At 74.2% G+C, this 26,689-nt stretch carries 21 protein-coding genes; 15 read left to right on the top strand and 6 right to left on the bottom strand.

All coding sequences use genetic code 11. From position 1 onward, the window contains the following. Nucleotides 1–59 precede the first annotated feature (59 nt). The 5 genes from BLU95_RS32805 (at nucleotide 60) to BLU95_RS32785 (ending at nucleotide 6,195) form a co-directional block, all read left to right on the top strand. Nucleotides 60–341 carry a DUF6158 family protein gene (locus BLU95_RS32805; RefSeq protein WP_231977987.1) on the top strand — a complete coding sequence of 94 codons (282 nt, stop codon included), beginning with the start codon at nucleotides 60–62 and terminating at the stop codon, nucleotides 339–341. 119 nt (nucleotides 342–460) lie between these two features. Next, nucleotides 461–1,849: an NADP-dependent succinic semialdehyde dehydrogenase gene (locus BLU95_RS32800; RefSeq protein ID WP_093863168.1), complete on the top strand. Its 1,389-nt coding sequence runs from the start codon at nucleotides 461–463 to the stop codon at nucleotides 1,847–1,849. A 351-nt stretch (nucleotides 1,850–2,200) separates the two neighbouring features. Then, a complete protein-coding gene (locus BLU95_RS32795; protein ID WP_093863167.1) occupies nucleotides 2,201–2,659 on the top strand; it encodes an RICIN domain-containing protein in 459 nt (152 codons plus the stop codon). Nucleotides 2,660–2,979: 320 nt separating this feature from the next. After that, entirely contained in the window at nucleotides 2,980–4,401 is a 1,422-nt protein-coding gene (locus tag BLU95_RS32790; protein ID WP_231977985.1) for a DUF2079 domain-containing protein, read from the top strand. A 66-nt stretch (nucleotides 4,402–4,467) separates the two neighbouring features. After that, complete coding sequence (locus tag BLU95_RS32785) at nucleotides 4,468–6,195, top strand: DUF2079 domain-containing protein (protein WP_093863166.1); 1,728 nt, start codon at nucleotides 4,468–4,470, stop codon at nucleotides 6,193–6,195. A gap of 94 nt (nucleotides 6,196–6,289) precedes the next feature. On the opposite strand, the gene BLU95_RS32780 is transcribed toward BLU95_RS32785, so the two are convergent. Together BLU95_RS32780 and ku are read right to left on the bottom strand one after the other, a co-directional pair. Then, nucleotides 6,290–6,568: a hypothetical protein gene (locus BLU95_RS32780; protein ID WP_093863165.1), complete on the bottom strand. Its 279-nt coding sequence runs from the start codon at nucleotides 6,566–6,568 to the stop codon at nucleotides 6,290–6,292. 31 nt (nucleotides 6,569–6,599) lie between these two features. Next, nucleotides 6,600–7,724: a non-homologous end joining protein Ku gene (gene ku, locus BLU95_RS32775; protein ID WP_093863164.1), complete on the bottom strand. Its 1,125-nt coding sequence runs from the start codon at nucleotides 7,722–7,724 to the stop codon at nucleotides 6,600–6,602. Between the two features lie 160 nt (nucleotides 7,725–7,884). On the opposite strand from ku, the gene BLU95_RS32770 reads away from it, so the two are divergent. Further along, complete coding sequence (locus BLU95_RS32770) at nucleotides 7,885–8,094, top strand: hypothetical protein (RefSeq protein WP_093863163.1); 210 nt, start codon at nucleotides 7,885–7,887, stop codon at nucleotides 8,092–8,094. A 28-nt stretch (nucleotides 8,095–8,122) separates the two neighbouring features. Here BLU95_RS32770 and BLU95_RS32765 read toward each other — a convergent pair whose 3' ends face one another. Then, nucleotides 8,123–9,448, bottom strand: coding sequence for a metallophosphoesterase (locus tag BLU95_RS32765; protein WP_093863162.1), 1,326 nt, complete (start codon nucleotides 9,446–9,448; stop codon nucleotides 8,123–8,125). A 267-nt stretch (nucleotides 9,449–9,715) separates the two neighbouring features. On the opposite strand from BLU95_RS32765, the gene BLU95_RS32760 reads away from it, so the two are divergent. The 3 genes from BLU95_RS32760 to BLU95_RS32750 all read left to right on the top strand — a co-directional run bounded on the left by BLU95_RS32760 (nucleotide 9,716) and on the right by BLU95_RS32750 (nucleotide 13,798). Beyond that, nucleotides 9,716–11,179 carry an amino acid permease gene (locus BLU95_RS32760; RefSeq protein ID WP_093863161.1) on the top strand — a complete coding sequence of 488 codons (1,464 nt, stop codon included), beginning with the start codon at nucleotides 9,716–9,718 and terminating at the stop codon, nucleotides 11,177–11,179. A 339-nt stretch (nucleotides 11,180–11,518) separates the two neighbouring features. Next, nucleotides 11,519–12,490: an EI24 domain-containing protein gene (locus BLU95_RS32755; protein ID WP_093863160.1), complete on the top strand. Its 972-nt coding sequence runs from the start codon at nucleotides 11,519–11,521 to the stop codon at nucleotides 12,488–12,490. Between the two features lie 603 nt (nucleotides 12,491–13,093). After that, complete coding sequence (locus BLU95_RS32750) at nucleotides 13,094–13,798, top strand: aggregation-promoting factor C-terminal-like domain-containing protein (RefSeq protein WP_093863159.1); 705 nt, start codon at nucleotides 13,094–13,096, stop codon at nucleotides 13,796–13,798. A gap of 466 nt (nucleotides 13,799–14,264) precedes the next feature. On the opposite strand, the gene BLU95_RS32745 is transcribed toward BLU95_RS32750, so the two are convergent. Next, nucleotides 14,265–15,155 (bottom strand): TetR/AcrR family transcriptional regulator, encoded by an 891-nt coding sequence (locus BLU95_RS32745; protein WP_197698646.1) that lies wholly within the window; start codon nucleotides 15,153–15,155, stop codon nucleotides 14,265–14,267. A 70-nt stretch (nucleotides 15,156–15,225) separates the two neighbouring features. Here BLU95_RS32745 and BLU95_RS32735 point away from each other — a divergent pair, with 70 nt between their 5' ends. Further along, entirely contained in the window at nucleotides 15,226–16,743 is a 1,518-nt protein-coding gene (locus BLU95_RS32735) for an MFS transporter (protein ID WP_093863157.1), read from the top strand. Between the two features lie 231 nt (nucleotides 16,744–16,974). Next, the gene (locus BLU95_RS32730) at nucleotides 16,975–17,553 is read left to right on the top strand and encodes a GNAT family N-acetyltransferase (RefSeq protein WP_093863156.1); all 579 of its coding nucleotides are present in this window, start codon (nucleotides 16,975–16,977) and stop codon (nucleotides 17,551–17,553) included. Nucleotides 17,554–17,567: 14 nt separating this feature from the next. On the opposite strand, the gene BLU95_RS32725 is transcribed toward BLU95_RS32730, so the two are convergent. Beyond that, the gene (locus BLU95_RS32725) at nucleotides 17,568–18,827 is read right to left on the bottom strand and encodes a threonine/serine exporter family protein (protein ID WP_093863155.1); all 1,260 of its coding nucleotides are present in this window, start codon (nucleotides 18,825–18,827) and stop codon (nucleotides 17,568–17,570) included. A gap of 296 nt (nucleotides 18,828–19,123) precedes the next feature. Between BLU95_RS32725 and BLU95_RS32720 the strand changes: the two genes are divergently transcribed. Beyond that, nucleotides 19,124–20,137 carry a glycosyltransferase family 2 protein gene (locus BLU95_RS32720; protein WP_093863154.1) on the top strand — a complete coding sequence of 338 codons (1,014 nt, stop codon included), beginning with the start codon at nucleotides 19,124–19,126 and terminating at the stop codon, nucleotides 20,135–20,137. Between the two features lie 88 nt (nucleotides 20,138–20,225). Here the strand turns inward: BLU95_RS32720 and BLU95_RS32715 are convergent, their stop codons facing one another. Next, nucleotides 20,226–20,840 carry a hypothetical protein gene (locus BLU95_RS32715; RefSeq protein WP_231977983.1) on the bottom strand — a complete coding sequence of 205 codons (615 nt, stop codon included), beginning with the start codon at nucleotides 20,838–20,840 and terminating at the stop codon, nucleotides 20,226–20,228. 274 nt (nucleotides 20,841–21,114) lie between these two features. Between BLU95_RS32715 and BLU95_RS32710 the strand changes: the two genes are divergently transcribed. The 3 genes from BLU95_RS32710 (at nucleotide 21,115) to BLU95_RS32700 (ending at nucleotide 26,616) form a co-directional block, all read left to right on the top strand. Continuing rightward, a complete protein-coding gene (locus tag BLU95_RS32710) occupies nucleotides 21,115–24,078 on the top strand; it encodes an FAD-binding and (Fe-S)-binding domain-containing protein (protein WP_093863153.1) in 2,964 nt (987 codons plus the stop codon). Between the two features lie 144 nt (nucleotides 24,079–24,222). Then, nucleotides 24,223–24,633: a PaaI family thioesterase gene (locus BLU95_RS32705; RefSeq protein WP_093863152.1), complete on the top strand. Its 411-nt coding sequence runs from the start codon at nucleotides 24,223–24,225 to the stop codon at nucleotides 24,631–24,633. A gap of 492 nt (nucleotides 24,634–25,125) precedes the next feature. Further along, the gene (locus BLU95_RS32700; protein WP_093863151.1) at nucleotides 25,126–26,616 is read left to right on the top strand and encodes a SulP family inorganic anion transporter; all 1,491 of its coding nucleotides are present in this window, start codon (nucleotides 25,126–25,128) and stop codon (nucleotides 26,614–26,616) included. The last annotated feature ends 73 nt before the right edge of the window (nucleotides 26,617–26,689 follow it).

The following is a 26,689-nucleotide window of genomic DNA, read 5'->3' as shown; positions in this document are numbered from 1 at the left end:
GGCGGGGCCGACGGGGCACCGGGTACTGGGGGGAGTTCCCGTTCTAGGAGGCAGTGGACATGGCGCACCCCGACACCGCGCACGCCAGGCCCGAGGGCATCTCCCCGCACGCCCTGGGCAACGACACGCTGCTGCACGAGCTGGAGCAGCTGCACCGGACCAGGCACGAGACCTTCCTGTACGGGTCGGACGACGCCCTGAAGCGGCACACCCTGCGCACCGGGCAACTGGAGGCCGAGTACCTGCACCGGTTCCCCAACCGCCTGACCACCGCCGGGCGGACCAGGGCCGGTGCCCGGGCCCGCGACGCGGCGGCCCGGGCGGAGGCGCTGCCGGAGTAGCACCGGAAGGCCCCGCGCGGCGGGACACGCCGGGCGCGGGTGGTACCCGGCGCGCGGGCGGTGGGCCAGGGTGGGAGGACCGACACCTCCACCCCCGCGCACCCCTGGGAGGGGCCCCGATGCCCATCGCAAGCGTGAACCCGGCGACCGGCGAGACCCTGGAGACCTTCGAACCGCTGGACGCGGCCGGTCTGGAACAACGGCTGGCCCGCGCCGAGGCGACCTTCCGCACCTACCGCACCACCTCCTTCGCCCAGCGCGCCGGACTGCTGCGCCGCGCCGCCGAACTGCTCGACGAGGACCGCGAGGGCATCGCCCGGACCATGACCGAGGAGATGGGCAAGCCGATCGCCGCCGCCCGCGCCGAGGCCGCCAAGTGCGCCAAGGCGATGCGCTGGTACGCCGAGAACGCCGAGGCGCTGCTCGCCGACGAGCACCCGGAGCCGGCCGACGTGGCCGACGCCGGGGCGGCCCGCGCCTATGTGCGCTACCGGCCGCTGGGCGCGGTCCTGGCGGTGATGCCGTGGAACTTCCCGTTCTGGCAGGTGGTGCGGTTCGCCGCGCCCGCGCTGATGGCGGGCAACGTCGGGCTGCTCAAGCACGCGTCCAACGTGCCGCGCACGGCGGTGGCGCTGGAGGAGCTGTTCCTGCGGGCCGGCTACCCGGAGGGCTGCTTCCAGACCCTGCTGATCGGCTCGGCGGCGGTGGAGGGGGTGGTCCGCGATCCCCGGGTGGCCGCGGTCACGCTGACCGGCAGCGAGCCGGCCGGGCGGGCGGTCGCGGCGGCGGCGGCCGACGAGGTGAAGAAGGCGGTGCTGGAGCTGGGCGGCAGCGACCCGTACGTGGTGATGCCGAGCGCGGACCTGGACGCGGCCGCGGCCACCGCCGTCACGGCGCGGGCGCAGAACAACGGGCAGTCCTGCATCGCCGCCAAGCGGTTCATCGTGCACACCGAGGTCTACGACCGGTTCACCGCGGCGTTCACCGCCGCCATGGCGGCGCTGCGGGTCGGCGACCCGATGGACGAGGCGACCCAGGTCGGCCCGCTGGCCAGCCGGCAGGGCCGGGACGAGATCGCCGAGCTGGTCGAGGACGCCCGGGCGCACGGGGCCCGGGTGGAGTGCGGCGGGCGGCGGCCGGAGGGCCTGGACGCGGGCTGGTTCTACGAGCCGACGGTGCTGACCGGCATCACCCCGCGGATGCGGATCCACCAGGAGGAGACCTTCGGCCCGGTGGCCACGGTCTACCGGGCGGCCGACCTGGACGAGGCGGTGGCGCTGGCCAACGACACCCCGTTCGGGCTCAGCTCCAACGTCTGGACCGAGGACCCGGCGGAGCAGGAGCGGTTCGTCCGGGACATCCAGGCGGGCGGGGTGTTCTTCAACGGCATGACCGCCTCGCACCCGGCGCTGCCGTTCGGCGGCGTCAAGCGCTCCGGTTTCGGCCGTGAGCTGTCGGGCCACGGCATCAAGGAGTTCTGCAACGTCACCACGGTGTGGATCGCCTGAGTCCGCTCCCCTCGCGCGACCTGTGCGCCCCCGGCCGGGGCCGAGCGCCCCGGCCGGATCCGGCCAAGTTCGGGCACTCTCGATTGCTCCGATTTGCCCGTTTGTCCCGGACCGGCGACCCGAAGGGGAACCCGCCACCCTTCACCGGGCCCGGACAGACCCTCCACAAAAACCCCTTCGACAACGAACGGCTGTGAATTGTTGAGCTGATATTCAGAGCATTTTTCCGACAACATTCCCGATGGCCGAAGAAAGACAGTCGGAACCGGCCACCATATCGCCGGGCACGCATTTCCGGATAAGTTCCACAACGACCGGCCGGAGGGCCGGTCACCACGGGAAGGAAATGCGATGAATCTCCTCCAGCGCACCGTCGCCCTCGTCGCCTCGACCGCCGTCCTGGCCGGCGGCGCGACCGTTCTGGCCGCCGGTCAGGCGAGCGCCGCGACCACCGAGATCACCCTCCAGAACGTCGCCACCAGCCGCTACCTGGACAGCAACGGCAACGGCAACGTCTACACCCTCCCCGGCAACGGCGGCTCGTACCAGCGCTGGTACGCCAGCGACCTGGGCAGCTCCACCTTCAACCTGCGCAACAAGGCCACCGGCTTCTGCCTCGACTCCAACGGCAACGGCAACGTCTACACGCTGAGCTGCAACGGCGGCAGCTACCAGAAGTGGGTCCGGGGGAACGGCCCCTACGGCCACACCTACCGGAACCTCGCCACCGGCCTCTACCTGGACAGCAACGGCAACGGCGACGTGTACACCCTGGGCGGCAACGGCGGCTCGTACCAGCAGTGGAAGTGAATGCCGATCAGATCGCCGATCGTCGCTCCAGCAAAATGATCTGACGATCAGACAGAAATGATCACCCTCCCCGGCGCCTCAATCGCCGGGGAGGGCTTCTCCATGCTACGGTGCCCGCCCGGGGGCCGACACGCCCGGCGGCGTTCGCCCGTGGCTGAACCCGCCCGCCACCCCGAGGCGTCGAACAAGAATCGGCCGCAGACCACTCGCACCCGGAACGACGGGGATGTTCAGTGACAATTAGTACACTCACATCAGCACTTCAGCGCAGGACGGAGGGTGACGAACCGTCGAGCACGACACCACCCGCCGATCGGCGGGTGCGATTCATCCCCTGGGCGGTCGCCCTCACCCTTTTCCTGGTCTACGCCTTCTTCACCATTCGCCGTCATGAACTCCTCCTCACCAGCGGGTACGACCTCGGGATCTTCGAGCAGGGCGTGCGCGGCTACGCCGAGGGCCGCGGCCCGATCGTGGAACTCAAGGGCCCCGGCTTCAACCTGCTGGGCGACCACTTCTCGCCCGCCCTCGCCGCCCTCGCCCCGTTCTACTGGCTCTGGCCCTCCGCGAAGGTCCTGCTGCTGGCCCAGTCCGCCCTGGTCGCCGTCGCCGCCGTCCCGATCACCCGCTGGGCACAACGCGAGCTCGGACCGGCCGCCGCCGGGGTCACCGGCCTCGGCTACGGGCTCTCCTGGGGGCTCGCCTCCGCCCTCGGCTTCGACTTCCACGAGATCACCTTCGCCGTCCCGCTGATCGCATTCTCCGTCGTCGCGCTCGGCGAACGGCGCTGGACCGCCGCCCTCGCCTGGGCCGCGCCGCTGGTCCTGGTCAAGGAGGACCTCGGCATCACCGTGGCCGCCGTCGGCGCCTGCATCCTGTGGCGCGGCGACCGGCGCGTCGGCGTGGCCGGCATCCTGCTCGGCGTCGGCTCCTCGCTGCTGGAACTCCTGGTGCTGCTCCCCGCGATGAGCCCCGGCGGCAGCTTCGCCTACTGGGACAACCTGAGCGGCGGCTCCGGCGGGCGGAACCTGCTCACCCTGCCGCTCGACCTGGTCACCCCCGGCGAGAAGGTCACCACCGTCCTGCTGCTGCTGGCACCGACCGTGCTGCTGGCCGCCCGCTCCCCGCTGATGATCGTCGCGCTGCCCACCCTCGGCTGGCGGCTGCTCTCCAACAACCCGGCCTACTGGGGCACCAACTACCACTACAGCGCCGTACTGATGCCGATCGTGTTCGCCGCCTTCGTCGACGTCCTGGTGAAGGCCCGCGGCTGGCGCGGGACGGTACCCCGCTGGATCGCCCGCGCGGCACTGCCGGTCAGCCTGACGGTCACCCTGGCACTGCTGCCGGGCTTCGCGTTCGGACAGCTCTTCTCCACCGAACTGTGGCGGACCCCGGCCCGGGTCGAGGCGGCCCGCTCGGTGCTCGCCACCGTCCCGGACGACGCCCGGGTCGCCGCGTCGAACCGGCTGGTTCCGCAGCTGACCAACCGCTGCGAGGTCATCGTGTTCGGCTGGCCGCAGAACTGGTCGACGGCCGAGTGGATCGTGGTCGACGAGGGACAGCCGATGGGCTGGCCGATGTCGCCCGACCGCGAGCGCCAGGAGGTCGCCACCGTCAAGAACAGCGGCTACCAGGTGGTGCGCAGCGACCACGGCATCACCCTGCTGCGGCGGGCCCCCGGCACGGTCGCACCGCCGGCCGCCGCCACGCCGCCGCCCGCCGCTCCCGGAGCCGGCTGATCCGGGGCGGCCGCCCCGCGGCCCGCCCGAACAGCAACCCCCGCCCCCGACCACCTCAGGGATCCCGTGCCAGTCGAAACCGGGCTCAGCCCGTCCACCCGCCAGAACCGTCCGCTGCTGCCGCGCGTCGTACGCCCGCCCGCACCCGGCGCCGCCGCGCTCTCCGGCCGCCGGACCGCCGTGCTGACGCTGCTCTGCTTCGCCGTCACCGCGGCGTGCGGGCTCCAGCAGTGGTCCGCGGTCCTGCTGGGCGGATTCGACCTCGGCATCTTCCACCAGGGTGTGGCCGGCTACGCGCACTTAGAGCTGCCGATCTCGCCGGTGAAGAGCTACCACCACGAGTTCCCGCCCTCCTTCTCCCTCCTGGGCGACCACTTCTCACCGATCCTGGCCGCGCTCGCCCCGCTCTACTGGATCTGGGAGGACCCGCGCACCCTGATCCTCGGCCAGGCGCTGCTGCTCGCCGCCGGCGTCCCGCTGATCCGCCGGATCGCGGTGCGCTGCTTCACCCCTCCGACCGACGTCACCGCGACCGGGACCGGGACCGGGACCGGGACGGGCCACGGTGACCCGGCCGGGACCGACCCCGCGCGCCTGCGGACCGTGCGCCTGGCCGCCGACCTGGCCGGCCTCGTCTACGGCCTCGGCTGGCCCCTGCTCGCCGCCGGGCGGGGCGGCTTCCACGAGGTCGCCTTCGCCGTCCCGCTCACCCTGCTGATGCTCGAACGCGGCCTGGCCCGCCGCTACGGCACCGCCGCGCTCGCCGCCGCCCTGCTCTGCCTCACCAAGGAGGACCTCGGGCTGCTGGTCGGCACCTACGGCCTGGTCCTGCTGTGGCGCGGCCGCCCGCGCGGCGACCGCGGGGGCGACCGGGCCGGGGACCGCCGCGCCCTCGCCTGGGGCGCGGGCCTGCTGATCGGCGGCCCGCTGGCCTCCGCGCTCGCCATCGTCGAACTGATCCCCGCCATGGGCGGCCAGCCCGACTACTACTGGGTGTACGGCCCGCTCGGCCCGGACGCCGGGACCGCGATCGGCAACGTCCTCGGCGACCCGCTGCTGCTGCTCCAGGTCGCCACCAACGCCACCGTCAAACCGCTGCTGCTGCTCTGGCTGTTCGGCACCCTGCTGCTGCTGCCGCTGCGCTCCGCCACCGCGCTCTGCCTGGTGCCGCTGCTCGCCGAACGCGTCCTGTCGGACAACCCCAACCACTGGTCGATCGCCCACCACTACGACGCCTTCCTGTGGCCGGTGCTGCTCACCGCCACCCTGGAGGCGCTCGGCCGCCTGCACGCCCGGGGCGGCACCCACCGGCGCACCGGCCACGGCCTGGGCATCGCGGCGGTCGCGATCTCCCTGGTCAGCAGCCTGCTGCTGGGCGGGATCAGCCTGCTGACCCCGGCCTTCTGGCGCCCCTCGGCGAGCAACGCGGCCCTGGTCCGGGGCGCCGCGCAGATCCCCGACGGCGCCCTGGTGGAGGCCGACAACCAGGTGGTGCCGCGACTGGTCGGCCGCACCGACGTGGTCCTGGTGGACGGCGTGCCGCGCGGCCGCGACTACGTCCTGATCCGCTCCGACACCCGGACCTTCCCGTTCCAGACCTCGGCGGAGCAGGCCGAGCGGATCGAGTTGCTGCTGGCCCACGGCTACCGGCAGGTCTGGGGCGAGCACGGGGTGGTGCTGCTGCACCGCGAGGGCGACGAACCGGTGCCCGGCGCCAGGGTGCCCGACGACAGCAGTACGCCGGTCAAGGAGATCGTGCCGTCCGACGTCGGCCACAACCTCTTCAAGGGCTGAGGGCCGGAGAGGTCCCGTGCCCGGGCCGCTGCCCGGGCACGGGACCTCTCCGCTTCCTGGGGTTCCCCGGGGTTCCTGGGGTTCCTGGGGACGGTCAGGTGGCCATCCGGTGGCGGCCCCGGCCGGGTGTGGCCCACCGGGCGACGACGCCGACCAGCGCCAGCACGGTCACGCCCCAGACGACACTGAAGACGATCAGCCAGGTCAGCGAGGCCTGGGTGCCGATGGCGCCGAGGCCGATCGAGAGGCCGACCAGGAAGACCACGGCCGTCGGGGAGAGACTGCACAGCCAGTGCCAGGCCCGGTGCGCCGGACTCGGGTGGGCGGGCGCGTCGGGGCCGGTGTCCTGCGCCTTGTAGGTGATCAGGTCCATCGGGAATCGCCTCCGGGGGTGAGGGGGGAGGTCACGAGGCCTTCCGGGGAGCGGCGGGCTTCCGGGTCGCGGTGGTCGTGCGCTTCCTCGCGGTCGTGCTCTTCTTGTCGGTCGCGCCGCTCCTGTCGGTCGTGCTCTTCCTCGCGCTCGTGCTCTTCTTGTCGGTCGCGGACGTCGGCGCGGCGGCGGACTTCTTCGCGGTCGTGGACTTCCTCGCGGTCGTGGGCTTCTTGCTCGTGGCCGCCGCGGCCTTCGGGGCCGTCGTCCTCTTCGAGGCGGCGCGTCTGCGCGGCGGCGACTGCTCCTCGGCCGGCTCAGACTCCGGCTCCGGCTCCGACTCCGACTCCGGCTCCGGCTCGGCGGCCGGCCGGCCCGGGTGGGCGTCCTTGGCCTTCCGCAGGCTGCTTCGCAGCGCCTCCATCAGGTCGATCACGTTGTCCGGCGCCTCGCCCGCCTCTTCCTCGTGCGGCATCTCGACGCCCTGCAGCCGCGCCTCGATCACCTGCTGCAGCGCCTGCTGGTAGTCGTCGTGCAGCTGCTCGAGGTCGAAGTCCTCGGAGAGGGTCTCCATCAGCGAGCGCGCCATCCTCAGTTCCTGCGGCCGGACCGTGATGTCCTCCTCGGGCGCGATCCCGGCCGCCGGGCGAACCTCGTCGGGCCAGATGCAGGTCTGGAGCACCAGCGTGCCGTCGTGCACCCGCAGCACGGCCGGCGACTCCCGGCTGCGAAGCGCGATCTTGGTGACGGCGATCTGCCCGGAATCCACCAGGGCGTCCCGCAGCAGCGCGTAGGGCTTCGACGCGGCCTTGTCGGCGACGCCGACGTAGTAGGCCTTGGAGAACATCAACGGGTCGATCTCGCCCTCGTCGACGAAGGCCAGCACGTCGATGATCTTCTTGCTGGGCAGCGGGAGGTCGGCGAGGTCCTCGTCGGTGAGGGTGACCGTGCGGCCGTCCGGGGACTCGTAGCCCTTGGCGATCTCCGCGTACGGGACCTCCTTCTCCTCCTGCTCGCAGTACCGCTTCATCCGCACCCGGCCGCCGTCCTTGGCGTGCACCTGGTGCAGGGGGACGTCGTGCTCCTTGGTGGCGGAGTACAGGTGGACGGGGATGGAGACCAGGCCGAAGCTGATCGTCCCCTTCCAGGTGGTCTGCATGGGGTCGCTCCTTCCCGGAGCCGTCCCGGTGGTTCACGCGACGGGTCGCGCCGGCCGGGGTGACCGGCTCCGGAGATTTCCACTCTGCCCGGGTTCGCCCCGATCGGCCACCGGCCGCCGACCGACGGACAATGGACGGCGGAACGGAGGTGAACGCACCGTGCGCGAACCCGGACCTCCCCCGCCGCCCGACACCACGACGTACCGCGTCCGCTACGCCCTGTCCGGCAGCGCGGACGTGCGGCAGGCGGAGATCACCCTCGTCCCCGGTCACTCCCGGGAGAGCGACATCCCGGCCCTGCTCGCCGCCCGGCTCGACCCCCGTCCGGGCGGCCGCCTGGTCGTCCTCCTCGACGTCACCGAAGCCTGAACCGGTCGGACCGGGACCCGCCCGGCGCTCAGACCCGGAGCGAGGCGAGGGTGACGATCGTGATGTCGGACGGGGCACCGACCCGCACGGGCGGACCCCAGGCGCCGGCGCCGCGGGTGACGTAGAGCTGGGTGTCGCCGTACCGCTCCAGCCCGGCGACGGTCGGGTTGGCCAGCTCCGCGATGTAGTTGCCCGGCCAGAGCTGCCCGCCGTGGGTGTGCCCGGACAGCTGGAGGTCGACGCCGTGCCGGACCGCGTCGTGGATCGTGACCGGCTGGTGCGAGAGCAGGACGGCGGTGCGGGCCGGGTCGCGGTCCCCGAGCGCCCGGCCGAAGTCGGGACCATCGCCCTCGCGCTCCCCGGCGATGTCGTTGACCCCGGCCAGGTCGAAGCCGCCGAGCTCGACCCGGGCGTTCTGCAGCGGGTGGACACCCAGCTCGCGGACGAAGTCCACCCAGGGCGCCGCGCCGGAGAAGTACTCGTGGTTGCCGGTGACGAAGTAGGCCCCGTCGCGGGCCCGCAGCTGCGCCAGCGGCTCGGCGTCCCGGCCCAGCTCGGGGACCGTGCCGTCGACCAGGTCTCCCACGATCGTGATCAGGTCGGGCTTCGCGGCGTTGATGGTGTCCACGATCCGCTGGGTGTGGGCGCGGCCCAGGATCGGGCCGAGGTGGATGTCGCTGACCACCGCGATCCGGTAGCCGTCCGCACCGGCCGGCAGCTTGGCGAGCGGGACGGTCACCTGCTTGAGCCGCGGTCCGCGCAGCACGCCGTACATGCCGGTGCCGACCACGGCCGCGGCGGCCCCGGAGGCCCCGATCGCGACCGCGCGGGCGACGAACAGCCGCCGCTCGGGCGAGGGCGCGGTCGGGGCGGCGGCGGGGGCGGACTCGGCGGGTGCGGCCTCGGACTCGAACTCGGACTCGAACTCGGACTCGGCAGGTGCGGCGTCGGCAGGCGCGGACTCGACGGACGCGGACTCGACGGGCGCGGGGGCCTCGGGGACCGCAACGGCCCCGGGGACCGGAACGGGTGCCCTGCGGCCGGCGGGCAGGCGCAGCAGCAGCGGCCGGACGAGCTCCCCGACGGCGAGCGCGAGCAGCAGGTACAGCAGCACCGCGAGCCAGAGGTAGCCCGGCCAGGCGAACCAGCGCTCGACCGCTATCGGGAAGGCCCGCCCGCCGATCAGCGCCCCCACCGAGAGCAGCGGCAGGACGAAGGCGAGCACGGTGCCGGTCCGGCGCCAGCGGCCGCCGGGCGCCGAGACGTCGCGCACCAGCCGGCGCCAGAGGTACCAGTGGACGAGGGTCAGCAGGGCGAGCACGAGGAGAACGCCGAGCACCACGAGGACGATCATCACGCCGCCAGTATGTACGGCGGCCCGACAAACCCCCCGGGAGGGCCCCGAGTTGCTGGCGGTGCGTCAGATCTGAGCTTTCCGGGCCCCCACTTCACCCGCCCTGACCTGGGCTTTTACGTCCGCTGAGCGAACAGTTCCCGGTGCCTTGTTCCGATACCCGGAGGTAGAGGTTAGGTTGCACCGCAATGCGCGGATCCGTCCCCCACCCTTCGGTGATCGAGCCGAGGGTCGGGCCGCGCCGGAAAGGCACAGGGCACCCTCACGATGAGTGCGGACACCACAACCCGGGCCGGATCACCCCCGCCCCGCGACTCCGCCCAGCAGCACCCCGCCGGGCACGGCGGGCACGGCCACGGCGGCGACGGCCACCTCAAGGCCGGGCTCAAGAACCGCCACCTGTCGATGATCGCCATCGGCGGCGTGATCGGCGCCGGCCTGTTCGTCGGCTCGGGCGCGGGCATCGCGGCCACCGGCCCCGGCATCCTGCTCTCCTACGCGCTGGCCGGTGTGCTGGTCGTCCTGGTCATGCGGATGCTCGGCGAGATGGCCGCGGCCGACCCGCAGAGCGGCTCCTTCTCCGCGTACGCGGACCGGGCGCTGGGCCGGTGGGCCGGGTTCAGCATCGGCTGGCTGTACTGGTTCTTCTGGGTCGTGGTGCTGGCCGTCGAGGCCACCGCCGGCGCGAAGATCCTCAACAACTGGATGCCGGGCGTCCCGCAGTGGGCGTTCGCCCTGATCGTGATGGCCGTGCTGACCGCGACCAACCTGGGCTCGGTCGCCTCCTACGGCGAGTTCGAGTTCTGGTTCGCCGGTATCAAGGTGGTGGCCATCGCCGCCTTCCTGGTGGTCGCCGGCCTCGCCGTGTTCGGCCTGCTCCCCGGCACCCACGCCGTCGGCACGGCCAACCTGACCGGTCACGGCGGCTTCCTGCCGCACGGGGTGGGCGCGGTCTTCACCGGCATGCTCACCGTCGTCTTCGCCTTCATGGGCAGCGAGATCGTCACCCTGGCCGCCGGCGAGTCCGAGGACCCGGAGAAGGCGGTCAGCAAGGCCACCAACAGTGTGATCTGGCGGATCGGCATCTTCTACCTCGGCTCGATCCTGCTCGTGGTGACCCTGCTGCCGTGGGACTCCGCCGCCGTCAAGGGCAGCCCCTACGTCGCGGTGCTGGAGCACGTGGGCATCCCGGGCGCCGGCCGGGTGATGGACGTGATCGTGCTCACCGCCGTGCTGTCCTGCCTCAACTCGGGCATGTACACCGCGTCCCGGATGGCCTTCTCGCTCGGGCAGCGCGGCGACGCGCCCAAGGCCTTCGCGACCGTGACGAAGCGCGGCGTGCCGCGGGTGGCGATCCTGTCCTCGGTGGTGTTCGGCTTCGTGGCCGTCTTCTTCAACTACACCTCCCCCGACACGGTCTTCTCCTTCCTGCTGAACTCCTCCGGCGCGGTGGCGCTCTTCGTGTGGCTCGTGATCTGCTTCTCCCAGCTCCGGATGCGCCGGATCATCGAGCGCGAGATGCCGGAGCGGCTGACCGTCCGGATGTGGCTGTACCCGTACCTCACCTGGGCCGCGATCGGCATGATCGGGTTCGTGATGGCGTACATGTTCACCGACGCCGACGGTCGGAAGCAGATGTACCTGTCGCTGGTCGCCGCGGCCATCGTGCTCGCGGCGTCGGCCGTGGTGGGCCGTCGGCGGCGGGCCGCGGCGGAGGCGCCGGCATCCTGAGCCGGCGCGCAGTACCGTCCGCGGGCACCGGGCCCGGGAGCCGTTGCGGAGGCTCCCGGGCCCGGTGCCGTTGTGCCCGGGTGTCGTGTCCGAGCGTTGTGTCCGGGCATCGCGTCCGGGCGTCACGTCCCGGCCCGGTGCGCCTTGGGCCGGCGCCGGTGCGCCTGTCCCGGGCGCCTGTCCCGGGCGCCGGGCCCCTGACGGCGGCCCCCTGACCCCGGTCACCGTTGCGGCCGTCCCCGACACCGTTCCGCGCGTCGCCGGGCCGGGAGGCTCCGGTTCCGTTCCGTGACCGGACGGACATGACCCGGCGACCCGTCAGCACCTACCCTTCCCCTCATGCGAGATCTTGCAGCGGGGATGGGGTACCTGGCCAAGGGCCAGCGGTGGGTGGCGCGGCACGGCCGCTGGTGGGCGTTCGGAATGATCCCGGCGCTGATCACCCTGGCCGGTTACGTGGTGGCACTGTTCTTCCTCGGCGGCTGGGCCGGGGACATCGCCGCCTGGGCCACCCCGTTCGCCGACCACTGGACCTCGTTCTGGCAGGACCTGCTGCGCACCACGCTCGCCGCACTGGTGTTCGTCGGCGGCCTGCTGCTCTCCGTGCTCACCTTCACGGCGGTCACCCTGCTGGTCGGCCAACCGTTCTACGAGGAACTCTGCGAGAAGGTCGACGAGACCGAGGGCGGCGCGCCGACCCCGCCGGACGTTCCGCTCTGGCGCGAGCTGGTGGTGGCGGCCCGGGACAGCCTCTTCGTCCTGGTGCGGGCGGGCGGGTTCGGCCTGCTGCTGTTCGCGGCCGGCTTCATCCCGGTGGTCGGGCAGACCGTCGTCCCGGTGCTGGGCTTCCTGGTCTCGGGCTTCTTCCTCACCCTGGAGCTGACCTCCGTCGCCCTGCAGCGGCGCGGCGTGGCGCAGCGGGAGCGGCTGCGGCTGCTGCGCGGGCGGCTCGGGCTGGCCTTCGGCTTCGGCGTGCCGCTGGTGCTGGGGTTCCTGGTCCCGCTGGTGACCGTGGTGGCCATGCCGGGCGCCGTCGCCGGGGCGACCCTGCTGGCCCGCGACCTGGTGCCGGTCGAGGAGGAGCCCGCGACGGACGAGGACCCGTCGGACGGGGAGGCGTCGGACGGGGAGCCCTCGGGCCCGGCGGCCGTCCCGGACGTACCGGAGTACCGGGCGCAGCGCCCGGCGGCGGCCAACCCGTACGCCGGGAACCCGTACGTGGACAACCCGTACGTGGACAACCCGTACACGAAGGACTCCCGCACCGGCGCACCGCTGCCCGCGGAGCCGAACCCGTACCGGAGCACGTGACCGGACCGTCACAGCGCGTGCAGTTCGCCGCCCCCGCGTGTGAGGCCCCCCACAGGCCTTCGGCGATCCACTACCGCCGATAGTGGCGAGCCGCGCGTCGGCCCCCCGCCATCGGCCGGGGGTGGACGGCCCGCCACCGGGCCGGGTCGGTGGACCGGCCGTCACGGACCCGGAGAACGCAGGCGGTCGGCCGGTTCGGGCCGATCGTTCGTCGACGATCCCGGGGCACGGCCCATCGATTCACAAAAACGGACAAATGCTGTCGAAGCGCCCGCCATCGGTCGGGCGCTTCGCCATTTCCGGGCCTTCCTTCCACTACCGGCCGTAGTAGCCGGCGCCTTTGCCGCCCGTGTCGGGCTCTGCCAAGAATGGTCCGTCGCCAGGCAGCGCGGCGGTCCCCCCGCCGCGCAGCTCCCGCCGCCCCGCACCTCCGCCGGGGCAGGCACGCACACCACGGCCGTCCCGTACGCCATCACGGGCCGCTCCCCCGAGCGGGCCCCGTGTGATGCCCGGCGCCCGCGCCGCCGCCCCGCCCGGGGCCGGCACGCCACGACGGCCACCCAGGCCCTGACGGCACCCCGACGGAAAAGGATTGTCCGCTCCATGCAGCTCAGCCATGCCCGCCGCAACTCGCTGATCACCGGTGTCGCCACTCTCGTGGTGGCGAGCGCGGCCACCGCCGCCCTCGCCGTCCCGGAGAGTGGGACCGCCGTCGCCGAGGCGCCCGTCGCCGCGGTGGCCGCCACCACGGGCGGGACATCGGCGGACGCGCTGGCCGCCGCGCAGGCACAGGCCGAGGCGGACGCCAAGGCCCAGGCCGCCGCGCAGGCCGCCGCACAGGCGGAGGCGGACGCCGCTGCCGCTGCCGCCTCGCAGGCGCAGGCGCAGGCCGATGCTCAGGCGCAGGCTCAGGCCGAGGCGCAGGCTGCGGCGAAGGCCCAGGCCGACGCCAAGGCGAAGTCGGACGCCGCCGCCTCCCGCTCGCAGGAGCGCTCCGCGCTGAACAGCAAGCCGACCTACTCCGGCAGCCCGCGCGAGATCGCCGCCCAGATCGTCCCGGCCGGCCAGCTCCAGTGCTTCAACAACATCGTGTCCCGCGAGAGCAGCTGGAACGTCACCGCCACCAACGCCTCCTCCGGCGCCTACGGCCTGGTCCAGGCCCTGCCCGGCTCCAAGATGGCCTCGGCCGGCTCCGACTGGCGCACCAACCCGGCCACCCAGATCAAGTGGGGCCTGGACTACATGAACTCCCGCTACGGCAGCCCGTGCGGCGCCTGGTCGTTCTGGCAGTCCCACCACTGGTACTGAGCCGACCCCGGCCCGTCGTCGGCCTTCGGCCCACCCCGGCATCGGCCTCTGCCCTCAGCACTTTGCAAAGTGTGACTTTGCAAAGTGCTGAGGCATACCCAGAGCAGTGCAGCCCCACCACTAGAACTGCAGGTAGAGCGGCTGGTGGAGCTGCGGGAAGCCGTGAACCACCGTTTCCTGCACTTTGCAAAGTCACACTTTGCAAAGTGCAGGGAAGAACGAACAGCCCCCCGAGCCCGCAGGCCCACGCCTGCGGGCTCGGCGGCGTACGGACTCAGCGGCGTACGGGCTCGGCCCCGAACGTGGGCGGGCCCGGCGAGCGCTCCCGCCGCCGCTCCCGTCAGGGCGGCGTCCGGAGTCCGGCCGCCGTCAGGACCCGGCGGCGTCCGAACCCGGCCCGGGTGCAGGTCCGCGAACTCCGGCCCCGACCCCCGGCATCAGGCCCCGGCCCCCGACCCCGCACCCGTCAGGTCCGGGCCCCGCCGGACCGCCGCCCGCCCGTGCTCCCCGCGCCGCCCGGACCTCCGGTACCACCGGCACCTCCCGGTCCACCGGCACCTCCCGGGCCACCAACACCTCCCGGACTACCGGGACCGCCCGGGCGCCCCCACAGCGCCTGCCGCAGCAGCGGCAGGTACGAGCGCGCGATTTCATCGGCCGGCAGCGCGGCGAGCGGTTGGAGCCGCAGCACGTAGCGGGCCATGATCAGCCCGGCCAGCTGAGTGCCGAACAGACAGGCCCGCCGACGGGCGTCCGCACCGCCGAGCCGGGCCGCGATCAGGTCCACCATCTCGCGCTGCACCACCTCGCCCACCAGTTGCGCGACCGCCGGGTCCAATGCCGAGCCGCCGATCATGGCACGCAGCGGGCCCGCGCTGTCGGGGGCGTCCCAGACCCCCAGCAGCAGCCGCAGGGCCCGCTCGGGAAAGGTCTCCAGCCCGCCCTCCAGCGCCCCGGCGAGCAGCACCGCCGGGTTCCCGGTCAGGGCGAGGGCGGCCCCGAACAGGCCCTTCTTGCTGCCGAAGTAGTAGCTGACCAGTGCCAGGTCCACGCCTGCCTCGGCGGCCACCGACCGGAGCGTGACCGCCTGGTACCCCTCGGCCAGGAAGCGGCGGCGGGCGACGGCGAGGATCTGCTCCCTGGCCCCGGAGTTCCCGCTGCGGCGCCCGCGCCGGGGTGCGGGTCCCCCCACGGGCCTCCCGGACGGCTTCCCCGACGGTCCGGCGGACGGCTCCCCGGACGGCCCCCCGGCCCGGGCTCCGTCCGGCACCCCGCCCGCGGCGACCTCCGACGCCCCGGCCCGGTCGCCCGCCGGCCCCGCCTCCGCCTCCGCCTCCGCCTCCGCAGAATTCATCATGGTTGAAATGCTAGCCGCAGCGCGCCCACGCTGGTCGGGCACCGACCGTCCAGCGTGAGGAAGTCCCGCCATGCCCGCCACCGCCGCGCCCCCCGACCGGGCGGCCGCCGCCGCCTCCCCGGACCGCCGCCACCGCGCCGTCCTCCTCGTCACCTGTCTCGCGCTGGCCACCGTGGTCGCCGCGATGGCCTCGCTCAACGTGGCCCTGCCGGACATCGCCCGCGCCACCGGCGGCAGCCAGACCCAGCTGTCCTGGATCATCGACGCCTACAGCCTGGTGTTCGCCGCCCTGCTGCTGCCGGCCGGCGCCATCGGGGACCGGTTCGGACGGCGGCGGGCCCTGCTGGTGGGCCTGGCGCTGTTCGGCGCCGGTTCCGGGCTCGCCGCACTGACCACCGACCCCGGCGCCCTGATCGCGCTGCGTGCCCTGCTCGGCGTCGGCGCGGCGCTGGTCATGCCGGCCACCCTGTCGACGATCACCAGCACCTTCCCGGCGGAGCGGCGGGCCCGGGGCGTCGCCGCCTGGGCGGCGGTCGCGGGCGCGGCGGCGGTGCTCGGCCTGTTCGCCACCGGCGTCCTGCTGGAGCTGTGGTCCTGGCCGTCGATCTTCGTCCTGAACGTGGTGCTCGCGGTCCTGGCCCTGGCCGGCACCCTGCTGTTCGTCCCGGAGTCCGCCGAGCCGGACGCGCCCCGGCTGGACGTCGTCGGCGCCCTGCTGGCCGTGACCGGTCTCGGCGCCCTGGTCTACGCGGTGATCGAGGCACCGGTCCGGGGCTGGGCCGACCCGTGGACCCTCGTCTGCGGGCTGGCCGGGCTGGCGCTGCTGGTCGGCTTCGTCCGGTGGGAGCTGCGGCGGCGGCACCCGCTGCTGGACCCCCGGCTGTTCCGCGAGCGCCGGTTCGCGGCCGGGACGCTGTCGATCACCTGCCAGTTCTTCGCCTTCTTCGGCTACCTCTTCGTGATCATGCAGTACCTCCAGCTGGTCCGGGAGCGCAGCGCCCTGGCGGCGGCCGTCGCGCTGCTGCCGATGGCGCTCGGGATGATGCCCGGCGCCCGGCTCAGCCCCCGGCTGACCGACCGGTTCGGCGCGCGCGGGCCCTGGGTCGCGGGCCTGCTGCTGGTCGCGGGCGCGCTGGCCTCGCTCGCGCTGCTGGACGCCGGCAGTTCCGGTTGGCAGATCGCGGCCGTCCTGTTCCCGCTCGGCCTGGGCGCCGGGCTCGCCATGACGCCCGCCACCACCGCCATCACCGAAGCCCTGCCGAGCGCCCTGCAGAACGTCGGCTCGGCGATGAACGACCTGGCCCGGGAGCTGGGCGGCGCCCTCGGGATCGCCGTGCTCGGCAGCGTCCTGACGGCCGGCTACCGCGCCCGCGTGGACGTCACCGGTCTGCCGCCGCAGTTGGCCGACGCCGCCCGCGCCTCCCTCGGCGCCGCCTCCCGGTTCGGGCCGCCGGTCGCCGACCGGGCCCGTGACGCCTTCGTCGGTGCCATGCACCTGACCGTCCTCACCGCCGCCGGGGTCGTCGCCCTCGCCGCCGTCGCGGTGGCGCTGCTGCTGCGCGGCACGACGACGCGGACCGGCCGCTGAGCGCACCCCGCGGACGCGGCGCCTCCGGGCCGTCCCCGTGCCGTCCGGGGGCGGCCCGGGGTTCGTTCATGGCTCGCCCGACGCTCGCCCGACACTCGTTGAGGGCTCGTCGAGGGTTCGCCGGGGGCTCGTTCGAGGACGGTTCACGGTGTTTCGTGGACAGTCCGTTCGGGTGCGGGCTGGCCGAAATCCCAGTGGCCCGGCGGGCGCGCGCCGGGCCAGAGTGGGCCCATGGATCAGGTGAGGCTGTCGGACGGGGTCGTCACGCTCACCCCGTTCCGGGCGGCGGACATCGACGCGCACCTGGCGGGCGAGGACGACCAGCTGGTGCGCTGGCTGAACGGCGGGCCGAGCACCCGCGCGGGCACCGAGGAGTACGTGCGGCGGTGCACCGCGCAGTGGCTGTACCGGGGACCGGCCCGGGTCTTCGGCATCCGGACCGGTCCGGAGCCGGTGCTGGCCGGCACGATCGACCTGCGGTTCGCGATGCCGCGCCTCGGCCCGGGGCAGGTCAACATCGCCTACGGCCTCTACCCCGGCTGGCGGGGGCGGGGCCTGGCGACCCGGGCGGTGCACCTGGTGTGCCGCTACGCGGCGCAGGAGGGCGCGAGCGAGGGCGTGATCCGGGTCGACCCGGAGAACACCGCCTCGGCGGCGGTCGCCCGGCGGGCCGGGTTCCGGTACTCCGAACGGGTAATGGAACCGACGGGCAACCGGCTCGACTGGTACCTGCGCGAGCTGGCCGCGGCCCCCGTGGAGCACCCCGTCCCGGCAGAACGCCCCGTCCCGGCGGCCGGCTGCAGCGTCTGACGGCCCGCCCGGTCCTACGCCGGCTCCGGTGGTGTCCGCTCCCCGCGCCGGGCGGCCGCCAGCACCTCGCCCGCCAGCAGGCCCACCGCGATCGTCGTCAGCAGCGTCACCAGCTGCGTCAGATCGCGGAAACCCGCGATGGGGTGGCCGCCCGCCAGGTCGGTCAGCCCGCGCATGCCGAGCGAGCCGACGGTCAGGGTGAAGAAGCCGGGCAGCAGCAGGATCAGCCGCGGCGGCCCGTCCGGCCGGTGGGCGACCCGGGTCGCTGCGGCGCTGAGCGCCGCCGCGGCGACGAAGGTCCCGACTACCTCGCCGGCCAGCCAGGTGAACAAGGTCTGCACCGCCACCGTCAGATAGACCAGCAGCAGCAGCGGCAGCCCCAGCCGCAGCGGGATCGCGAAGGCCAGCACGGTGCCGGCCGTGAAGACGATCCAGGCGGTGAACAGCGCCCAGCGCGGCAGGTCCTGCGCGACGGCCACGTCGAACAGCTCGTGCCGGTCCTGCCCGGTGACGGCGAGTCCGACCAGCACCCCGACGTACAGCTGGAGCAGCAGGAACACCGCGTACACCAGCCGTACCGCGCCCGGGGTGATGTGCCCGGCGGCGAGCTCGGCGGCGGCCGCGCTCAGATAGTCGCCGGGGACGAAGAAGAACAGCGCGGGCAGCATGATCAGCACCGGCCCGCCGTGCTCAGGGGTCCGGGCGAACACCAGCAGCGCGACCACCGACACCAGGACGGCCGCCACGAACGGCAGCACCGCGCCCAGCCGGGGCCAGCGGGCCGCCCCGACCGCGAGCGCCGCGCTCACCGTGCCGAGGACGGCGGTGGAACCGATCTCCCACCAGGTCGGCTGCATCAGCGGGGCGAAGCCGACGGCGAACAGCACGATCCCGATCGCCTTCACCCACCAGGGGTACGGTGGCGGGGCCGAGTCGATGACGGCGAGCCGGGCCGCCGCGGCCGGCAGGTCGAGCCGGCCGGCCTCGATCTCGGCGAGCATCGGCTTCACGGCGGCGACCTGGTCCAGTCGGAACACCTCGGGGAACGCCCGGACCGTCACCGTCCCGGTCTCGCCGCCGGCCGTGACGGTCAGCACCGCGCCGTCCGGGACAACCAGCAGTTGCGCCGCGCCGCCGAAGGCCCGGGCCGCGCCCTCCACCTCGGGCTCCAGCCGCTGGACGCCCTCCCCGCTGTTGCGCAGCAGGACGGAGGTCAGCCGGGTCAGGAAGGCGGTGAGCTCGCCCCGCCGGGGCGGCCGCGTCCGCTGCTCCATACCCGCCTCCGTCCGCGCGCCGCCGCGGCGTCCCCGCGGCATCGCCTCCAGACTGCCCGCCGGTGCCGGATGCCGCGCGCCGAACCAGCGGCGGGGACGTCGGCGGCGGGGAACCTCGGTGGGAGCTCGGCGGGACGTCGGGGGGACGTCGGGGGGGACGAGGTTCCTGACGTGGACGCGACCGGAATGGCTGGTGAAGATATGGCGTACGTCCATACGATTTGACAGACCTTGCCCTGATTTACGGACCGTCAGGGCTTTGCCACCGTTCGCAGGCGCTCCTACGCTCCGGCGTCATGCCCTCACCCCTGATCAGCGTCGTGATCCCCGCCTACGACCAGCAGAAACAGCTGGCGGACTGCCTGGACTCGCTGCTCGCCCAGTCCTTCCGCGACTTCGAGGTGCTGGTGGTCGCCGACCGGTCCCCCGACTGCCCGGCCCAGCTCGTCGAGCGCTACGCCGCCCGGCACCCCCGGGTGTCGGTGCTCCAGCTCGACGCGGCGGTCGGCGTCGGCGTCGCCCGCAACGCGGGCGCCGCCCGGGCCCGCGGCGAGTACCTGCTGTTCCTGGACGCCGACCACCTGCTCGCCCGCGACGCCCTCGGCTCCTTCGCCGACCACCTGGAGCGGACCGGCCCGGTCGACCTGCTGCTGTTCGGTCACACCCGGCAGCACGGCGGGCGGGACTGGCCGGGCGGCGCCGAGACGCTGCTGGCCGAGGCCGGACCCGGGGTCTTCGGCCCGGCGGACCGTCCGGAGCTGCTGGGCGCACCGCCGCTGGTCTGGGACCGCCTGGTGCGGCACGAGCACTGGCGCGGGCAGGCGCTGGCCTTCCCCGAGGGCCGCTACGAGGAGGTCCCCGTCGTGCACCGGGCGATGCTGACGGCCCGGCGGATCGCCGTCCTGCCGCGTGCCTGCGTGCAGCTGCGCCGCCGCGAGACCGTGCACCCGACCGGATCGCCGGGGAGCAGCAGCTTCGACCTCTTCGACCAGTACGAGCGGACGTTCGCGCTGCTGGACGAGCTGGACGTCCCCGACGCCGTCCGTGAAGCGCTGTTCACCCGGATGGTCCGGCACTACCTGTTCGTCTTCGACCTGGCCGGCTGCGTCGCCCGCGCCGAGCGCCCGCAGTTCTTCCACCGCGCGGCCGAGCACCACCGGCGCTTCCAGCCGCCGGGCCACCGCCGCCCGGGCGGTCGGGAGGGGGTCAAGTTCTCGCTGCTGGCCGGGGGCGCGTACCCGGCCTTCGAGGTGGCGAAGCTCTCGCACATCGCCGCCGGCACCCTCACCGGGGCCTCCCGGCGCCGCTGAGGGCGGTGCGGGGCCTTTCGGCGTCGCCGTGGGCGGCGGACCGGGGCGGGGGCGGCGCGCGGGTCCGTGCCGTCCCCGGGCCGTCGGGTCAGGCGTGCGCCGTGCCCCCGTCGGCGGCCATGGCGGTGGCGATGCGGTGCAGGGTGTCCGCGCGGAGCTCGTCCGGCAGCGGCGGGAGCAGGTCCATCCAGAGCGCGAGCGTGGAGCCGATCAGCTGGCGCTGGCCCTCGGGGCGGGCGATCAGCCACAGGGGGAGATGGGCCCCGCCGTCGCCCCAGCGGTTCACGTGCACGCGCCCGACACCGCCGAGCCCGAGGACCGCCCGTTCCACCCGCTGGAGCATCGGGCCGAGTTCGACCGCCCGGGCCGGCGGGAGGTCCGTCAGGTCGTGGTGGTCGCGCGGGCCGAGGAACAGCACGGCGGGCAGGCCGTGCGGCGGGTCGAAGGCCCTCAGCCGCCAGTGCTCGTCGGTCCAGACGAAGTCCTCCTCCGGACGGCGGCACTCGTGGCACTCCGCCGCCCCGGCCTCGCCGTGCCGGGCGGGCTCGGGCAGCTCGGCGGCCTCCAGCGGACGGACGGTCAGCTCGCCCTCGTAGGGGAAGATCGACCAGGAGGGTGCCGCGTCCTCCGGTATCGGGAGCCGCTCGCCGATCGGCAGATGGGCGCGGAAACGGCGGGGGTCGTCAGGGTTCTCGATGGTCACGGGGACCGACCGTCCCACACTCCCCGGGAGCGCCGCCAGCGCTTTTCCTCCGTGCCCGTCCCGCCGGTCCGACCTGCGGGCCTTTGTCCTGGCCCGCACCGCCCGCCTCCGCGTTCCGGCTCCGTGCCCCGCCCCCGTGTGCCTCGACTCCACGTCCCGGCTCCACGTCCCGGCTCCACGTCCCGGCTCCGTGCGCCCCGGCTCCGTCCCCGTCGCCCCGGGCGGGCTGCGATGATCGGTGAGGACCGTTCGCCACCGCCCGGGAGGACCGCCCGTGAGCCGCCCCGACCCCACCTCCGGCCTCGCGCCCGGCCCCGCGCCCGAGCTCGCGCCCGAACTCGCGCGCGAGCTGGCCGCCGCACTGCGCGGCGAGGTCCGGTTCGACGCCGCCGAACGGACCGTCTACAGCCACGACGCCTCCAACTACCGGCAGCTGCCGCTCGGCGTGGTCAAGCCCGCCGACACCGAGGACGTGCGCACCGCCCTCGCCCTGTGCCGTCAGTACCGGGTGCCCGTGGTGGCGCGCGGCGCCGGGACCAGTATCGGCGGGCAGGCGATCGGCCCCGGCGCGGTGGTGCTGGACTTCCGCCGCCACCTGGGCGGCGTCCTCGGCATCGACCCGGAGCGCCGCACCGCCCGCGTCCGGCCCGGCACCGTCCTCGACGACCTCCAGCGCGCCGCCCGCCCCTACGGCCTGCGGTTCGGGCCGGACCCGTCCACCCACAGCCGCTGCACGCTCGGCGGCATGATCGGCAACGACTCCTGCGGCGCCCACTCCGTCGCCTGGGGCCGCACCGCGGACAACGTCGAATCGCTGGACCTGCTGCTCGCCGACGGCACCGAACTGACCGTCGGCGGCCCGCTGATCCCCGCCGAACGCACCGCCCTCGCCGCCCGGCCCGGCCCCGAGGGCGATCTGCACCGACGGCTCCAGGAGTTCACCGACCGGAACCTCGCCACCCTCCGCCGCGGCCTGCCCGCACTCCCGCGCCGGGTCTCCGGCTACCCGCTGGACGCCCTGCTGCCCGAACACGGCCACCACCTGGCCCGCGCCCTCACCGGCACCGAGGGGACCTGCGCGCTGCTGCTCGGCGCCACCGTCCGGCTGGTCGAGGAACCGCGCGCCCGCGCCCTGGTGGTGGCCGGCTACCCGGACGAGACGGCCGCCGCCGACGCCGTTCCCGCGCTGCTCCCGGACGGCCCGCTCACCGTCGAGGGCATGGCCGCCGACCTGATCGCCGCCCTGCTCGCCGCCGGACCGCGCCCGCCCGCGCTCGACCGGCTGCCCGACGGCGCCTGCTGGCTCTTCCTGGAAACCGGCGGCGCCACCGCCGCCGAGGCCCTCGACGCCGCCCGCCGCCTCGCCGGGACCGTCCGCCGCGAACGCACCGCGACCGCCACCGTGGTCACCGACCCGGCCGAACAGCGCCAGCTCTGGGCCGTGCGCGAGGCCGGCGCCGGGATCGTCACCCGGCTGCCCGACGGCGGCGAGGCCTGGCCCGGCTGGGAGGACTCGGCCGTCCCGCCGGAGCGGCTCGGCGACTACCTGCGCGGACTGCGCGCCCTGCTGCGCCGGCACGGCCTGCGCGGCGTGCCGTACGGGCACTTCGGCGAGGGCTGCGTCCATCTGCGGATCGACTTCCCGCTCACGCGGCCGCAAGGGCTGCCGGTGTTCCGGGAGTTCATGGAGCAGGCGGCCGATCTGGTGGTCGCGCACGGCGGTTCGCTCTCCGGCGAGCACGGGGACGGGCAGGCCCGCGGCGAGCTGCTGCCGCGCATGTACCCGCCCGAAGTCATCGACCTGTTCCGCGAGTTCAAGCACATCTGGGACCCGGAGAACCTGCTCAACCCCGGCACCGCGGTCGACCCGCGTCCGCTGGACGCCGACCTCCGCTTCGGCGGGCGGCCGGTGCGCGAGCTGCCGCTCGCCCTGCCGTACGAGCGGGACGACGGCAGCCTCGCCAAGGCGGTCCGCCGCTGCGTGGGGGTCGGCAAGTGCGTCGACCCGACCACGGGCGTGATGTGCCCGAGCTACATGGCCACCGGTGAGGAGCGGCACTCGACCCGCGGGCGGGCCCGGCTGCTCGCCGAGATGCTGCGCGGCGCCGGGGAACGCCCCGGTGCCGGGGCCGCGATCACGGACGGCTGGCGGTCCGCCGAGGTCCGTGAGGCACTGGACCTCTGCCTGGGCTGCAAGGGCTGCGCGAGCGACTGCCCGGTCCAGGTCGACATGGCCACCTACCGGAGCGAGTTCCTGTACCAGCACTACCGGCACCGGCCGAGGCCCGCCGCGCACTACGCGATGGGCCGGCTGCCGCTGTGGCTGCGCGGCGCCGCGCTCGCACCCGGCCTGGTGAACGCGATCACCCGCTCACCGGCCGCCCCGCTGCTCAAGCGGCTCGGCGGCATCGACGGACGCCGGGCACTGCCGGTCCTGCCGCCGGAGACCTTCACCCGCTGGTTCCGGCGGCACCGCGCCGGGCACCCGGCCCCGGCGGGCGCCCGGCCCGTCCTGCTCTGGCCGGACACCTTCTCGGACCACCTCCAGCCGGAGGTCCTGCGCGCGGCCGTCGAGGTCCTGGAACACCTGGGCTTCGACGTCCGGCTCCCGTCCGGCCCGGTCTGCTGCGGTCTGACCTGGTACTCCACCGGCCAACTCCCGGGCGCCCGGCGGACGATGCGTCGAAGCCTGGCCTCGCTCGCCGCCACCGGCCTGCCCGCCGGCACACCCGTCGTCGGGATGGACCCGAGCTGCACCGCCACCCTGCGCGAGGAGGTGCCGCGCCTGCTCGGCGCCGAGGGCCGCCCGCTGGCCGAACGCACCCGCACCTTCGCCGAGTTCGTCGACGAGTACGCGCCGGACGCGCCGCTGCCGCGGCTGCGGGTGGACGCCGTCACCCAGACCCACTGCCACCAGCACGCGGTGCTCGGCAGTACGGCGGACCGCCGGATCGAGCGGCGGATGGGCGTCGAGAACCGGGTCCTGGACTCCGGGTGCTGCGGGCTCGCGGGCAACTTCGGCTTCGAGCGCGGGCACTACGAGATCTCGGCGGCGATCGCCGAGCGGGTGCTGCTGCCGGAGGTCCGGGCCGCCGGACCGGACACCGTGGTCCTCGCGGACGGCTTCAGCTGCCGCACCCAGATCGCCCAACTGGCCGACGGCCGACGGGCCCTGCACCTGGCGGAGCTGATGGCCCGGGCCTTGCGGGAGCGGCCGGACGGGCCCTCGGCGGGGTAGCCGGCGCGCCGTCCTCCGCCGCCCGGGTGCGCCGTCCTCCGCCGCCCGGGTGCGTCGTCCGCCGCCGCCCGGGCGCGCCGTCCTCCGCCGCCCCGACTCCCCGACACCCCTGACACCGCCCGCGGTGGCCACCACAATGACGGCATGACCCTCACCACCGCCGAGGCGGACAAGATCCTGGCCGACAACTTCGCTCCCTGGGTGCAGGCGCTCGGCCTGTCGGTGACCGCGACCGGGGAGCGTCACGCCGTGCTCCGGCTGCCGTGGTCCGACCAGCTCGCCCGGGAGGGCGGCGGCCTGTCCGGCCAGGCGCTGATGGCGGCGGCGGACACCGCCAGCGTGATCGCGGTGTCCGCCGCCCGGGGCGGCTTCGGCCCGATGACCACCGTCCAGCAGTCCACCAGCTTCCAGCGCGCGGTCGTCGGACAGGACGTCCTGGTGCACGCCCGGGTCACCAAGCTGGGCCGGCGGATCGCCTTCCTGGACATCACCCTCACCGCCGAGGGCGAGGAGGAGCCGGCCGCCCACGCCACCACGGTCTACGCCCTGGCCTGAGCCCCCGCCCGGTCCCGCGACCGGTCCCGGCACTGCTCCCGGCCCGGTGACCGGCCCGGGAGCAGTACCGGAAGCAGTGCCGGAAGCAATGCCGGAAGCAATGCCGGGAACCGCGCCGGGTAGAGTGGCCCACTGTCGGGCTCCTGCCGCTGCCCGACGGTCCGGTGGGCCGGGGCCGTCGCCGCCCCCGGCCAGGGTCCCCCTCTTCCGCAGGAGACGAGCGTGCACGAGGCCAGAACGCCCGGCACCGCCGCCTGCCCGCCGTGACGCCCCGCCCCCGGGCGTGAGACCTGCCCGCGCTCGGCGCGCGGGCCACGACCGCGCCCCTCCGTGCTTCCGGCCCCGGCCTCCTCGCCGGGCCTCGGCGGGGTGCCCTCCGCACCCGCGCCCGCCTCCACCCAGCGCGCCCGGTGTGCCCCCGGCCGCGCCCGAGTACGACAGGTCCTCCGCGTGTCCGTTCCCCCCTCGTCCCGCACGCCCCGCACGTCCCGGGTGGTCCGCTCCGCAGGGCCCGGCGGTCTGCTGCCCGCGTGGTGCTCGGACCCGAAGGTCTGGCGCACCGAGGTACTGGCCGGCCTGGTGGTGGCGCTGGCGCTGATACCGGAGGCGATCTCCTTCTCGATCATCGCCGGAGTGGACCCGAAGATCGGCCTGTTCGCCTCCTTCACGATGGCGGTGACCATCTCCGTCGTCGGCGGACGCCGGGCAATGATCTCGGCCGCCACCGGCGCGGTGGCGCTGGTGATCGGGCCGCTCAACCGCGAGCACGGGTTCGGGTACCTGGTGGCCGCCGTCGTCCTGGCCGGCGTGTTCCAGATCGCGCTGGGCGCGCTGGGGGTGGCGAAGCTGCTGCGGTTCGTGCCGCGCGCGGTGATGGTCGGCTTCGTCAACTCCCTCGCGATCCTGGTGTTCGTCGCGCAGCTGCCGGAACTCGGGCGGGTGCCGTGGGCCGTGTACCCGCTGTTCGCGGGCGGTGTGGCGCTGCTGGTGCTGCTGCCGCGGGTGAGCACGGTGGTGCCGGCGCCGCTGGTGTCGATCGCCGTCCTGACCGCGATCACCCTGGGCGCCGGGATCGCGGTGCCGACCGTCGGCGACAAGGGCGCGCTGCCGACCTCCCTTCCGGTGCCGGGACTCCCCGACGTGCCGTTCACGCTCGGGACGCTGACCACGATCGCGCCCTACGCGCTGGCGATGGCACTGGTGGGCCTGATGGAGTCGCTGATGACCGCCAAGCTGGTCGACGACATCACCGACACCCGCTCGAACAAGACCCGGGAGTCGATCGGGCAGGGCATCGCCAACATCGTCACCGGGCTGTTCGGCGGCATGGGCGGCTGCGCGATGATCGGGCAGACCATGATCAACGTCAAGGTGTCCGGGGCCCGCACCCGCCTGTCGACGTTCCTGTCGGGCGCCCTGCTCATGGTGCTGTGCGTCGTCCTCGGGCCGGTGGTGTCGGACATCCCGATGGCGGCACTGGTCGCCGTGATGGTGATGGTGTCCTTCGCGACCTTCGACTGGCACTCGATCGCCCCCGCGACGCTGCGCCGGATGCCGCTCGGCGAGATCGCGGTCATGGTGATCACGGTCGTCTGCGTGGTCGCCACCCACAACCTCGCGATCGGGGTCGTCGTCGGCTCGGTCACCGCCATGATGGTCTTCGCCCGGCGGGTGGCCCGGCACGCGGACGTCACCGCCGTCACCGACCCGGACGGGACGCAGGTGGTGTACGCCGTGACCGGGGAGCTGTTCTTCGCCTCCAGCAACGAGCTGGTCGGGCGGTTCGACTACGCGAACGATCCGGACGACGTGGTCGTCGACCTCAGCGGCGCGCACGTCTGGGACGCCTCCTCGGTCGCGGTCCTGGACACCGTGACGGCCAAGTACGCCCAGCGCGGCAAGACCGTCCGGATCACCGGCCTCAACGAGCCCAGCGCCGAACTCCACGGCCGCCTCACCGGCGAACTCGTCGCCGGCCACTGACCCGCCCCCTGGCAGGCTCTGCCCCGGGGGCCCGGGCATGACCGCTGCCCCACTCGCTCACGGACTTCGGGCG

It is taken from the genome of Streptomyces sp. TLI_053, from assembly GCF_900105395.1.
GTDB lineage: Bacteria > Actinomycetota > Actinomycetes > Streptomycetales > Streptomycetaceae > Kitasatospora.
This window is presented reverse-complemented; position numbering and strand designations above follow the sequence as displayed.